13 protein-coding genes and 1 pseudogene are annotated in these 13369 nt (G+C 46.0%); 7 read left to right on the top strand and 7 right to left on the bottom strand.

The genetic code is table 11. From position 1 onward, the window contains the following. Nucleotides 1–52: 52 nt before the first annotated feature. From frr to rpsB, 4 genes are all read right to left on the bottom strand, one after another. Nucleotides 53–610 (bottom strand): ribosome recycling factor, encoded by a 558-nt coding sequence (gene frr, locus AND4_RS08065; protein WP_009842461.1) that lies wholly within the window; start codon nt 608–610, stop codon nt 53–55. A 98-nt stretch (nt 611–708) separates the two neighbouring features. Continuing rightward, complete coding sequence (gene pyrH, locus AND4_RS08060) at nt 709–1440, bottom strand: UMP kinase (RefSeq protein WP_009842460.1); 732 nt, start codon at nt 1438–1440, stop codon at nt 709–711. Between the two features lie 153 nt (nt 1441–1593). Further along, the gene (gene tsf, locus AND4_RS08055) at nt 1594–2439 is read right to left on the bottom strand and encodes a translation elongation factor Ts (protein ID WP_009842459.1); all 846 of its coding nucleotides are present in this window, start codon (nt 2437–2439) and stop codon (nt 1594–1596) included. Nucleotides 2440–2570: 131 nt separating this feature from the next. After that, entirely contained in the window at nt 2571–3299 is a 729-nt protein-coding gene (gene rpsB, locus AND4_RS08050) for a 30S ribosomal protein S2 (RefSeq protein WP_009842458.1), read from the bottom strand. A gap of 390 nt (nt 3300–3689) precedes the next feature. Here rpsB and map point away from each other — a divergent pair, with 390 nt between their 5' ends. From map to AND4_RS08035, 3 genes are all read left to right on the top strand, one after another. Next, on the top strand, nt 3690–4568 hold the full coding sequence (gene map / locus AND4_RS08045) for a type I methionyl aminopeptidase (RefSeq protein ID WP_009842457.1): 879 nt from the start codon (nt 3690–3692) through the stop codon (nt 4566–4568). Between the two features lie 99 nt (nt 4569–4667). Further along, entirely contained in the window at nt 4668–7292 is a 2625-nt protein-coding gene (glnD, locus tag AND4_RS08040; RefSeq protein ID WP_009842456.1) for a bifunctional uridylyltransferase/uridylyl-removing protein GlnD, read from the top strand. A 151-nt stretch (nt 7293–7443) separates the two neighbouring features. Beyond that, a complete protein-coding gene (locus tag AND4_RS08035; RefSeq protein ID WP_009842455.1) occupies nt 7444–7827 on the top strand; it encodes a DUF3461 family protein in 384 nt (127 codons plus the stop codon). Between the two features lie 89 nt (nt 7828–7916). Here AND4_RS08035 and truC read toward each other — a convergent pair whose 3' ends face one another. Together truC and AND4_RS08025 are read right to left on the bottom strand one after the other, a co-directional pair. Next, entirely contained in the window at nt 7917–8684 is a 768-nt protein-coding gene (truC, locus tag AND4_RS08030; RefSeq protein WP_009842454.1) for a tRNA pseudouridine(65) synthase TruC, read from the bottom strand. Between the two features lie 5 nt (nt 8685–8689). Then, nucleotides 8690–9004, bottom strand: a complete 315-nt coding sequence (locus AND4_RS08025; protein ID WP_009842453.1) for a YqcC family protein — start codon at nt 9002–9004, stop codon at nt 8690–8692. Between the two features lie 76 nt (nt 9005–9080). On the opposite strand from AND4_RS08025, the pseudogene AND4_RS08020 reads away from it, so the two are divergent. The 4 genes and pseudogenes from AND4_RS08020 (at nt 9081) to AND4_RS08000 (ending at nt 11974) form a co-directional block, all read left to right on the top strand. After that, nucleotides 9081–10119, top strand: a pseudogene (locus AND4_RS08020) (DUF3549 family protein). Between the two features lie 13 nt (nt 10120–10132). Continuing rightward, nucleotides 10133–10432, top strand: a complete 300-nt coding sequence (locus tag AND4_RS08015) for a DUF3301 domain-containing protein (protein ID WP_009842450.1) — start codon at nt 10133–10135, stop codon at nt 10430–10432. 808 nt (nt 10433–11240) lie between these two features. Further along, nucleotides 11241–11534 (top strand): hypothetical protein, encoded by a 294-nt coding sequence (locus AND4_RS08005; RefSeq protein WP_009842448.1) that lies wholly within the window; start codon nt 11241–11243, stop codon nt 11532–11534. Then, the gene (locus AND4_RS08000) at nt 11531–11974 is read left to right on the top strand and encodes a YaiI/YqxD family protein (protein WP_009842447.1); all 444 of its coding nucleotides are present in this window, start codon (nt 11531–11533) and stop codon (nt 11972–11974) included. Before AND4_RS08005 ends, AND4_RS08000 begins: the two co-directional genes overlap by 4 nt. A 99-nt stretch (nt 11975–12073) precedes the next feature. Here the strand turns inward: AND4_RS08000 and AND4_RS07995 are convergent. Next, the coding region (locus AND4_RS07995; protein WP_009842446.1) for an AbgT family transporter at nt 12074–13369 on the bottom strand (1296 nt) is incomplete at its 5' end.

The following is a 13369-nucleotide window of genomic DNA, read 5'->3' as shown; positions in this document are numbered from 1 at the left end:
AAAACGCTGCACTGTGAGCACAGCGTTTTCCAACAATGATGTGGTGGGAGCATTAAACTTCCATCAACTCTTTTTCTTTAGCAGCAAGAACTTCATCGATTTTCTTAACTGCTACATCTGTCAGTTTTTGAATCTCGTCTTGCGCTTTGCGATCTTCGTCTTCAGAGATTTCTTTATCTTTTAGAAGACCTTTTAGATCGCTGTTAGCGTCACGGCGGATATTACGTACTGCAACACGCGCACCTTCAGCTTCACCACGAACAATCTTTACTAGATCTTTACGACGCTCTTCCGTTAACGGTGGAAGCGGAACGCGGATGATTGTGCCAGCAGACATTGGGTTTAAACCAAGGTCAGACATCATGATCGCTTTTTCAACTTTCTGAGTTAGCTCTTTATCAAAAACGGTGATCGCGAGAGTTCGAGCGTCTTCAGCAACAACGTTTGCCACTTGGTTAAGAGGTGTTGAGGCACCGTAGTACTCTACAGAGATACCAGACAGTAGGCTTGGGTGTGCGCGGCCAGTACGAACTTTAGCAAGGTTGTTCTTTAGCGCTTCAACGCTTTTGTCCATGCGCTCTTGCGCGTCTTTATTGATTTCGTTAATCACGGTTTCACCTTAAAAATGTCATCTTTCCTGAAGAAAGTCTAAAAGGGTTGAGTAAAGCGAAACGCCACTCAATTTCTGTTGTTGAATGGCGCTATTATTTACGCGTCAGAGCAGATCAACGTCCCTTCAGCTTCACCCATTACCACGCGACGTAGTGCGCCTGGCTTATTCATGTTAAACACGCGGATTGGCATTTTGTGGTCACGAGCAAGCGTAAACGCAGCCAAATCCATTACTTTCAATTCTTTATCCAGAATTTCAGTAAAAGAGAGCTTATCATACAGCTCTGCGTCTGGGTTTGCCACTGGGTCAGCAGTAAATACACCATCAACTTTTGTCGCTTTCAGCACGACGTCCGCTTCGATTTCGATACCACGCAGGCATGCTGCTGAATCCGTCGTGAAGAATGGGTTACCAGTACCTGCCGAGAAGATTACGACACGGCCTTGGCGAAGTTCACGGATTGCGTCTGCCCAGTTGTAATCATCACACACACCTTTTAACTGAATTGCGGACATTACGCGAGCATTCACGTAAGCACGGTGAAGTGCATCACGCATTGCAAGGCCGTTCATTACTGTAGCAAGCATACCCATGTGGTCACCTACAACACGGTTCATTCCCGCTTCCGCAAGACCGGCACCACGGAATAGGTTACCACCGCCGATTACTACACCAACTTGAACACCCAGTTCAACCAACTCTTTCACCTCTTGAGCCATACGGTCAAGAACTGCAGGGTCAATACCAAAACCCTCTTCGCCTTGAAGAGCTTCACCACTCAGTTTTAATAAAATACGTTGATACGCTGGTTTAGGGTTCGTAGTCATGGAGTTTACCTTCCAAAAGAGAGTTGTTTATTAACAGTCATGAATAGCCACAAGGTAACTTATAGCTATTCATCACGGCTAAGATTCGCCGCTCTTTTCGTAAAAAGACCGCAGCCAAGGCTACGGTCTAACATTTGTTCTATACGCTAAGGATTAACCTTTTTGTACCGCTGCAACTTCTTCAGCAAAGCTCATTTCTGCAGCTTTTTCGATGCCTTCACCTACTTCTAGACGAACAAAAGTAGTAACAGCAGCACCTTTTTCTTTCAGCATTTCACCTACAGTTTTCTTAGGTTCCATGATGAATGCTTGACCAGTTAGAGAGATCTCGCCAGTGAATTTCTTCATACGGCCGATAACCATTTTCTCAGCGATTTCTTGAGGCTTGCCTTCGTTCATAGCGATTTCAACTTGAACTTCTTTCTCTTTAGCAACTACGTCAGCTGGTACGTCTTCTGGGTTAACGAACTCAGGACGAGAAGCAGCAACGTGCATTGCAACGTGCTTAAGAGTTTCCGCTTCGCCTTCACCAGCAACAACAACACCGATTTTCTCACCGTGACGGTAAGAAGCTAGGGCACCGCCTTCAACGTAAGCTACGCGACGGATGTTGATGTTTTCGCCGATCTTAGCAACTAGAGCAACGCGAGTTTCTTCGAACTGTGCTTGTAGCTCTTCAACAGAAGCTTTAGAAGCAACAGCTGCAGCTGCAACTTCTTGTGCAAAAGCAGTGAAGCTCGCATCTTTTGCTACGAAGTCAGTTTGGCAGTTAACTTCAAGAAGGGCAGCAACGCCGTTTTCTTCTTTGATGATGATTGCACCTTCAGCTGCAACGTTACCAGCTTTTTTAGCTGCTTTCGCTGCGCCTGATTTACGCATGTTTTCAATTGCTAGTTCGATGTCAGCGTTTGCTTCTACAAGCGCTTTCTTACATTCCATCATGCCAGCGCCAGTACGCTCGCGAAGTTCTTTAACTAGAGCAGCAGTTACAGTTGCCATTCTCTATTCCTCGTTTGATTCAAAATAAGGTAAAAAACAGGGGCCTACATTGTCGGCCCCCATTGCTAACTATAACTTAGTCTGTGCTAAAACAAGGTTTCACATAGACTAAGTGTGACACAGAGCCGTTATTATTCAGCTTCTACGAAACCGTCTTTTTCAGCAACTACTGCAACGTCTTTGTTGCGGCCTTCAGTTACTGCAGAAGCAGCAGCATTTAGGTATAGTTGAACTGCGCGGATCGCGTCGTCGTTACCTGGGATGATGTAGTCAACGCCGTCTGGGTTAGAGTTAGTATCTACCACAGCGTATACTGGAATACCTAGGTTGTTAGCTTCTTTAATTGCAATGTGCTCGTGATCAGCGTCGATTACGAATAGAGCGTCTGGTAGGCCGCCCATATCTTTGATACCACCAAGAGATTTCTCTAGCTTCTCCATGTCACGAGTACGCATTAGAGCTTCTTTCTTAGTTAGCTTTTCGAAAGTACCGTCTTGTGCTTGTGCTTCGAATTCTTTTAGACGCTTGATTGACTGACGAACTGTTTTGTAGTTCGTTAGCATGCCGCCCAACCAACGGTTGTTCACGTAGAACTGGTTGCTTGCGATTGCAGCTTCTTTAACAGCTTCAGATGCAGCGCGCTTAGTACCTACGAATAAAACTTTACCTTTCTTCTCGCCAACTTTAGCTAGTTCAGCTAGAGCTTCGTTGAACATTGGTACAGTTTTTTCTAGGTTGATGATGTGAACGCGGCTACGAGCACCGAAGATGAATGGCTTCATCTTTGGGTTCCAGTAGCGAGTTTGGTGACCGAAGTGAACACCAGCTTTCAGCATGTCGCGCATTGATACAGTTGCCATTTTAAAATCCTCTATGGGGTTAGGCCTCCACATTCCCCATAATTCCGACTGAGCTTCTGCTCAGCACCCCGGAACACGTGACGGAATGTGTGTGATTTAAAGATAAAGTTATTTGGAAAAAGCCTGCTTCGTCACTTATTCTGAAGAAAAGTAAAGAGAACAGTCCTAGATTCCGGCGCGCTTTATACCATATTTTAGTCCATCATGGCTAGTAAATATTGCTGCACACCATTCTAATCCACCGTTACCTCCCCACGGCACTTACATCCCATGACCGAACGACAAACAAGGATGACTCATATTCTTAACTGACTTTGGTTAAGCTCAATATGTCTGGTAGAATATACGCATTCGCACGTTTGCGTGCTTACGAATAGATAGAGAAAACCAATGTCAATCAAGATTAAAACTGCTGAAGAAATCGAACGCATGCGTATTGCGGGCAAGCTAGCCGCAGACACTCTAGAAATGATCGAACCCCACATTAAAGCGGGTGTAACGACAGACGAGTTAAACAAAATATGTCACGATTATGCACTGGAAAGAGGCGCTTACTCTGCACCGCTTGATTACCATGGATTCCCTAAATCAATTTGTACATCTATCAATCACATCGTTTGTCACGGCATTCCCGCTTCTGAAGATGAGAAAGGTGCTAATGGCCAAGTGAAACCCGCTGTGCTTAAAGATGGTGATATCATCAACGTCGATATTACAGTTATCGTTCCTAACGATGAAAACGCAGATCTTAGTGTTCGTCCACAAGGCTACCACGGTGATACGTCAAAAATGTTCCTCGTGGGCGATGTAACGCCGGCGAACAAACGTCTATGTATGGTTGCTCAAGAATCACTGTACATCGGTATGCGTCAAGTCAAGCCCGGTGCAACTGTGGGTGATATCGGTACGGCAATCGAGAAATATATTAAAGAAAACAACAAGAAAAACCCACGTAACAAGTTCTCTATTGTTAAAGACTTCTGCGGTCACGGCATCGGTGATGAATTCCACGAAGAGCCACAAGTGGTTCACTATAAAAATAAAGATCGCCGTGTACTGAAAGAAGGCATGTGCTTTACTATCGAGCCAATGATCAACGCAGGTAAATTCGGTTGTACTGTTGACGCTCAAGACGATTGGACAGTTTACACTGGCGATGGTAAAAACTCCGCACAGTGGGAGCACACTATCGTGGTAACCAAAGAAGGTTGTGAAGTACTCACACTTCGCAGCGACGATAGCATTCCTCGTTTAATGAAAAACGTTTAATCGCCCATCACTTTCCATATCCCTGCCATGCGGGGATATTTTTTATCTGCTTCAAATTTGTTAGATTGCTCAAAGAAGCAAATCGCACGGATAGCAAATATGGCCCTTCAGTCTCCTCTTACGTTTACCGATGAGCAGATCAACATCGGCGAACTTAAACAACAGCTTGAAAAGTTCAGTTCGTATCAAAAAGAAGAATTTCTTCAACATCACCCAGTGACAAATCTCGTCTTGTCACGTGCAGAGTACATGGATTTACTCCTCAATCGTTTATGGCAACACGCTGGTTTCAAAGACATCCACAATATCTCGTTGGTTGCCGTCGGGGGCTACGGTCGCGGTGAATTACACCCTCTGTCTGATATTGACATTTTGGTTCTGTCAAACAGTAAACTACCAAACGCATTGGAAGCCAAAATCAGTGAATTCATTACCCTACTGTGGGATTTACACCTTGAAGTCGGTCATGCCGTGCGTACCGTGGATGAATGTGCGGAGATTGGTCGAGCAGATTTAACCGTTGCAACAAACCTACAGGAAGCTCGTTTACTGTGTGGCAGCGAGGGTACTTTCCAAGCATTGAAGAAAGTGGTTCTGTCTGACTCTTTCTGGCCAAGTGAGACTTTTTACCGCGCTAAAATTCAAGAGCAACGCGAACGACATGCTCGATACCATGACACCACGTACAACCTAGAACCCGACATCAAATCTACACCCGGCGGCTTGCGCGATATCCACACATTAGGATGGGTAGCACGGCGGCATTTTGGTGCCACCTCATTACTAGAGATGAGTCGCTACGGTTTTCTGACCGATGCAGAATATCGTGAATTGGTTGAATGTCAGGACTTCCTGTGGCGCGTACGTTTCGCTCTGCATATTGAGTTGCGCCGATATGACAACCGCCTAACCTTTGCTCACCAAGCGCAAGTGGCGGAGCATCTAGGCTATGTTGGCGAAGGCAACCGCGGTGTAGAAATGATGATGAAAGAATTCTATCGCACCCTTCGCCGTGTGGCTGAACTGAATAAAATGCTACTCAAGCTGTTCGATCAAGCCATCATTAATGGCGGCGCCTTACAAAACGCAGAAATCATCGATGACGATTTTCAACGCCGTGGTGCATTGATCGAGGCCCGTAAACCTGCACTTTTCCAAGCTCGTCCAGAGACCATCTTGGATATGTTCCTGCATATTGCTAATGATTCGAGCATCGAAGGCGTAAGCCCGCCGACTTTGCGTCAGCTGCGCACAGCACGTCGCCGTTTGAACAAGTTTTTGCACACCATTCCCGAAGCACGTGAGAAGTTTATGGCGCTTTGTCGCCACCCAAACTCGCTGCACAAAGCATTCAGTCTGATGCATAAGCTTGGTGTTTTGGCCGCATATCTGCCGCAATGGAGCCAAATTGTTGGTCAGATGCAGTTCGATCTTTTCCATGTGTATACCGTGGATGAGCACAGCATTCGCCTACTCAAGCACATCAACACCTTCAGTTACACCGATAACCACAGCAAGCACCCAATTTGCTGTGAGATTTACCCTCGAATTCTAAAAAAAGAACTACTGATTCTGGCGGCAATTTTTCACGACATAGGTAAAGGGCGTGGCGGTGACCACTCCGTCATTGGGGAAGGTGAAGCATACCGTTTCTGTCTTGAGCACGGGCTGTCTAAGCCCGAAGCGAAATTAGTAAGTTGGTTGGTAAGACATCACTTGTTGATGTCTGTGACGGCACAGCGACGTGATATTTACGATCCAGATGTGATTGCGGAATTCGCCAAGCAAGTTCGTGATGAGGAATACCTAGAGTACCTTGTTTGCTTAACCGTTGCTGATATCTGCGCGACCAACCCAGAACTTTGGAACAGCTGGAAGCGCACCCTGCTTGCTGAATTATTCTACTCCACTCAACGAGCACTCCGTCGTGGCTTGGAAAACCCCGTTGATGTACGTGAACGAATTCGCCACAACCAACAAATGGCCTCTGCCTTATTGCGCAAAGAAGGCTTTTCTGCTCGCGAAATTGAAGTATTGTGGCAGCGCTTTAAAGCCGATTACTTTTTGCGTCACACCCACAAGCAAATTGCTTGGCATTGTGAGAGCTTGCTGGGTATGGAAGATACGAGCAAACCACTGGTGCTTATCAGCAAAAAAGCCACCCGTGGGGGTACTGAAGTGTTTGTTTACAGTCCAGATCAACCAGCACTGTTTGCGACTGTTGTTGCAGAGCTCGACCGCCGCAACTTTAACGTACACGACGCGCAAATCATGACCAGCAAAGATGGTTATGTACTCGATACCTTCATGGTGCTGGATCAGCACGGTAAAGCAATTGAAGAAAGTCGCCATAGCGCGGTCATCAAACACATGACTCACGTACTGGAAAGTGGTCGTCCGAAAAAAATTAGAGCACGTCGCACCCCCAATAAACTTCAGCATTTTAATGTCAAAACCAGAGTCGATTTCCTACCAACCAAAAGTAAGAAGCGTACTTTAATGGAATTTGTCGCTCTCGATACACCAGGGCTTTTGGCAAAGGTTGGTCGTACCTTCGCAGACTTGGGTATTAACCTCCATGCAGCAAAGATCACCACGATAGGTGAGCGCGCAGAAGATTTGTTTATCCTAACAAGCGAAGCAGGCGGTAGACTCAGTGAAGAGCAGCAAACACAACTGCGAGAAAAGCTAATAGAGACACTGTCTGACCCGGTTTCACTCTAGGCAAAACGCACGTTTCATCAACAGCTAAAGTGGGCAATAGCAATAGCGATCTTGCCCACAATTTGAACGATCTATCAAAATATCTGCTACCTAGCTCACAAATGGACTGCTACAGTTGTAACGACCCTAATTCAATACTCAGAGGCAGCCTATGTATCCACACCTCACTGGTTTGGGCATCCACGCTCCAAAGCAGATTGAACGTTATTCCCTGCGCCAAGAAGTTCACAAAGACATCCTAAAAATCTACTTCCATAAGCAGAAAGGTGAATTGTTCGCTAAAAGTGTAAAGTTCAAATACCCTCGCCAGGTCAAAAACGTCCTGGTTGACGGCGGCAGTCACAAATACAAGGAAGTCACAGAGATCAATCGCAATCTTACGCTTGTTATCGATGAGTTGAATAAAATCACCAAACCAGCAAAAACGACGGAGGTGGATTTGAAGAAGAAAATTCTCTCTGACCTGCGTCATCTAGAGAAAGTGGTTTCTAGCAAGATCGCAGAGATCGAAGCCGATCTAGAAAAACTTAAATAACCTGCTTGACTCCTCGAGTTTGAAAGGGAGATACACATCCCCCTTTCATTTCTACTTTGGTAAAGCCAGAAACTCATCAAGTGAAGCATTTACTGTATCAGTGATTCATCCCAATCAAATCGAGTAAATAGCTGCTGCCAAGTCTCATCGATATCCGCTCTCATGACGATTGTTTCATCGGTAAATGGATGCACAAAACGAAGCTCTGATGCATGCAGCAAGAGACGATGAGAGTCAAACTCGGTACGATACAACTTATTGTGCTTGCCATCACCGTGTGTCGTATCACCGACAATAGGATGACGTAGATGGGCCATATGACGACGCAGCTGATGTTTACGGCCTGTCTTCGGGTTCATCTCCATCAAGCAATAGCGCGTAGTTGGAAACTTACCGGTGGAGTATGGTACTTCCACTTTCGCTAACGGCTTGTATGCCGTTACCGCTTCTTGTGCTTCTTTCTCTTGCGAAGCAAACTTATCGGCAATCTTATCGAGTTCAACTTTCAGAGCGTAATCAAGCAAGCCCTCTTCTTCGATCCAGCCACGAACGATCGCGTGATAAGTCTTCTCCATCTTATGCTCTGCAAACATTGGCATCACTTGCGACGCAACTTCACTAGATAGAGCAAACACAAGTACACCAGAGGTTGGGCGATCTAAGCGGTGCAATGGGAAAACATGTTGACCAATTTGGTCGCGTAGCGTTTGCATCACAAATTGGGTCTCATGCTTATCCAGCCAACTGCGATGAACCAGCATGCCAGCGGGTTTATTCACAGCGACAAAATACTCGTCCTGATAAATGATTTCTAATACAACAGGCTCAGTGGATGGTGATGTTTCTTGTTCTAACATTGGGGTTACTTACACAGTTCGTCGATGGTTCGAATGATCTTAAGCATTGCGCCATAATGAGGTTCTTGCTTCCACGCCTCAGCAAAATACGGCTCAATAGCAAAACCAGATGGCAAAGGTTGGTTACTTTCCACTAAGGTGCGCATGCGCGCAATAAAAATCCACTGTAACCATTCATGTGGATGCAGCGTATCAATCGCGAAGGGTTCCCTACTCTGCAGGGCTTCTGTAGAAGGCATGGCTTGTTGCCATAGCTCATGGTGTCGCAATTGTGCCTCAAGTTGTTGAAGCAAGTCGACCAATTGGATGTTTGTTGCCATTAATTCCGTCTCGAACCTTGAATTAGCTTAGAATGATACCATTTCTTGTGGAAAGAACATTAGGATGTCGTATTTAATGGAAAACATTCAGACCCTCACCCAGCTGTTGAACAACAGCCATTGTGAGTATCAAATCTTCGACCTTGGCCGTCGTATCAGGACCATCGAACCACAATTATTTACCGATGTAGAAAAAGGTCAATGCCCTTACCCGTTCCCAATGCAGCGCAAAGCGCACTTGGCTATTGCATACTGGAATGAGCAAAAGCAACCTTGGATTTGGTTCTTAAAATTCGAACTGGATGAGCGTGGGCTGTTAAAGCAAGCGGATGTTGGTAACTTCATTAAATACGTCGTTGAGGCAATGGGGCACACGCCTAAATAAAGAAATATCTGAAGACCAACAACAAAAACTTTCCAACAACCCATACACTTTCAAGCCTGCGGAAGAAAAAATGGCGGTCTTCCACAGCCAAGTCCGTGCGAATTTGGGCTTATCATCTAGCCAGTATTACGAGCACACTCAACACTACTTCACCGGCGACCTTGGTTGGGAAAACTGGCAAACAGTTGGCTTGCAGGGTATTACCGATATGGCTGCGCGCCTAGACCAAGAGAACAATGCCGTTGCCTTACGCAAAGCTCTGAATCATTTACCCAATGAACCGCTTTACGCCCTACTCGGTGCATTAGAGCATGTTGTTCTTCAAGAACGTTTGGCAGAGCGCATCGCTGAAAAAGCGCAGCAGGAAATCGTAAGTAATGAACCGGACCTGTTCTTGCTCTCCGCTTTAATTCGTGCTCTAGCTGGCGCACCAATCGAAATGGCACAACCAATCTTAAAAGCGATCTTGCAGAGCCCACGCCTGAGCCACCAAGAGGTGTTGATCGGTATCGCAGGACGTACCTGGCACCTATTGGCTAACGCCGATATCGCCGAGCAATTTTTACTGCGCCTTGCACAAACTGGTAACCAAGCTTTATTTAATCAGTTGTTTGCCGATTTAGTGATGCTGCCAGAGTTAAGAATGGTATTGCTGCCTTTGCTTCACGCTAGCCCATCAGAAGAACTGGCAACGGCACTAGTGAAACTCCAGCAAACAACTAAAGGATAATAAAGGATTAGGGATGATCAGTGACCTATTGGCCATTTTTGGACTGTGCTTTTTCTGCTTTTTATTTTGGCAGCAACGTCGTCAATCAGAATTGGCAAAAGCAGCCATTACACGCAAATGTGAGCAGCTAGAACTGCAATTGGTGAGTATCGCTTTTGGTGCGCACAAACTGAAAACACCAGACGGGGGCTGGCGTTGGCACACTGTCTATCAATTTGAGTTTTCCTCTCTTGGTGATGACTGCTATCAAGGTGAGTTAACGATGATCGGGTTTAGACCACTGAACTTTCACCTGCCACCACACCGCTTGTAAATCCCGTTTAAAACTAAGAAGGGCCGTAAAGGTCCTTGCCTTTTCTTCGCCAATTCTGGGGTTTCCGTACTGCCGCGGATGCTTCGTGATGGCAACTCATCCTTGCTAAGACCATTTACTTGGTGTAACAATTTGAAAGAGAGAAAAAAGAAAACCCCGACACAAACGTATCGGGGTCATAGTCTTACTTGTAGCAGTCCGGCTACCAATCCGTGCTCCATGCATCATCCGTAATAGTGGCTGATTCCGTCAGCTGAGTCCTTCCGTCGCCGTCCTAGCGGTGTCCTTATCATCCTGATCGCTAACCTTCCTCGTTAGCACGCATCACTTGTTCCTTGAGCGGTGTCCTTTTCATCGTCCTGATGTTGTCCTGACCTCAATCCTGTGAGGGGTCCATTGTCTATCCCTAGCCATCAACTTACTATTGATGAGTGTATCCTTACAATGTCCTTCGCTCCATGCTTGATTACTCGTCCTGAATAACCAAATTGTCTTCCTGACAATAATACAATCCTTGGCGGTTTCCTGTTCCATGTCTGCTTCCTGCCGACAAGGAGTAATTTACGCTTTTACCCTAAAATCACAATCCCCTGAGAAGGACTGTCACTTAAATCTTTCTATTCACAAAACATTAAAACGCCTATAATTCAATAATTTAAAGAAAAACCCTTCTATTTATCTGATAATGAAATCGTGTTGTCTCACAACCCGTGTGAGAGATCTCGTACACGGCTCTGCCAAAATTGCTATTCGCTAAAATCTAGAGCACAAAGTATGATGTTATAAGTCATTTTAGTAGGGGCAAATTATGTTAACTCAAGACGTTACTCAAGAGCTCAAAGCCGTAATGGATCAGTTACAACAACAAGGTAAAGAACCGACCGTTGCTCTCGTGAAAGCTCGAATGAAAACGCCAGTGCCTATGCCTGCATTAATCGCAACCATCAAAAGTTGGAAAAACGCTGACCGTATTCCCAAAGTTGAAGTTGCATTACAGACACCTAAAGAAGAGGACCGACTTGCTGTACTTGAAAATACAGTGGCTAAGTTGGTGTCTCGTGTTGAAGAACTTGAAGCAAAGCTAAGTGAGAAGACATCATGAAGTTGTGGGTAGATGCGGATGCTTGTCCGAAAGTCATTCGTGAAACCATCGTACGTGCCGCTGAACGCACAGGCGTTGAATGCACATTTGTAGCGAACCATGTGGTACCAGTGCCTAAACGCGCTAATATCCACTCGCTGCAAGTTCCTGCTGGCTTTGATGTTGCCGACAATGAAATCGTCCGTCGCGTTGAAGCCAATGATTTAGTGATCACTTCTGATATCCCATTAGCAGATGAGGTCATCAGTAAAGGGGCTCAAGCTCTGAGCGCTCGAGGGGAGCTATACACCAAAGACACCATTAAAGCGCGTCTGAACATCCGTGATTTTATGGATACCATGCGTTCAAGTGGCATCCAAACCGGCGGCCCTGCTGCATTATCTCAAACGGAACGCAGAGAGTTCGCCAACCACCTCGACCGAATCCTTGCTAAGCGTTGATGACACCGGCTCTCTTTCTCGCCAGAAATCAACGAACAGCAAAACACAAAAAAGCCTGCGATCGTCGCAGGCTTTGATAAAGCTGAGTGAGGTCACCAATTAAGGCGTGTAGTACGTTGCCGCACCAGGACCAACAGGTAGGCCAAATACGAACACCCACAGATAGAAGAGTACGCTCCAGCCAACAATAAAGACGATAGAATAAGGCAGCATGGTCGCGATCAGCGTACCGATACCTAGGTTCTTCATGTAGCGTGTTGCTACCGCAAGGATAAGACCGAAGTAACTCATCATAGGTGTAATGATGTTCGTCGTCGAATCACCAATACGGTAAGCCGCCTGAATGGTTTCTGGCGCGTAACCAACGAGCATTAGCATTGGAACAAAGATAGGTGCTGTTACCGCCCACTGTGCCGATGCTGAACCAATCATCAAGTTAATGAAGCCACACATTAGGATGAAGGCGAAGAACAGCATTGGGCCAGTAAGGCCGATTTCTTGTAAGAAGCTCGCCCCCGCGACTGCGAATACTTGACCGAAGTTTGTCCACTTGAAGAAAGCAACAAATTGAGCGGCGAAGAATACCAAAACAATGTACATACCCATTGAAGACATTGACTTTGACATCGCCTCAATCACATCACGATCATTTTTCATGGTTCCAACAACGCGGCCGTACACAAAACCTGGTACCGCGAAGAAAACAAAGATGAACGCAACAATACTCTTCAAAAATGGAGAGCCAGCAACCGTACCTGCATCAGAGCGCAAAACACCGTCTGCTGGAATAATAGTCCATGCGAGTATGGCAGAAACGGCCAACACCGCGATACCTGCTAGTTTTAGACCTTTCTTTTCAACGTCAGTCAAACCGCCCATCTTATCTTGAGACAGGTCTTCAGCCGCTTCTTCATCGTTGTATTTACCAAGCTTTGGTTCAACGATTTTTTCGGTAACAAATGCACCGGTAATCGCGATAAAGAAAGTAGAAACAAACATGAAGTACCAGTTTACTTCTGGGCCAACTGTGTACGTTGGGTCAATCATCTGTGCCGCGGTTTCAGTAATACCTGACAGCAGTGGGTCAACCGTACCAATAAGAAGGTTGGCAGAATAACCGCCAGATACACCGGCAAACGCAGCGGCTAAACCAGCAAGCGGGTGACGACCTAAAGAATGGAACAGCATTGCCGCCAGTGGAATCAATACCACGTAGCCAAGCTCAGAAGCCGTGTTTGAAATAATACCTGCGAAAACAACCGTTACGGTAACCATGCGCTGTGAAGCGCCCATTACTAGGCCACGCATTGCAGCAGAAAGTAGTCCAGAATGTTCTGCAATGGCAACACCCAGCATCGCAACCAATACGGTACCTAATGGTGCGAAACCGACAAA

The sequence above is a fragment of the Vibrio sp. AND4 genome (assembly GCF_000171815.1).
Taxonomy (GTDB): domain Bacteria; phylum Pseudomonadota; class Gammaproteobacteria; order Enterobacterales; family Vibrionaceae; genus Vibrio.
Note: the sequence above shows the minus strand (reverse complement) of the source record. Positions and strands in the feature narration are given on the sequence as shown.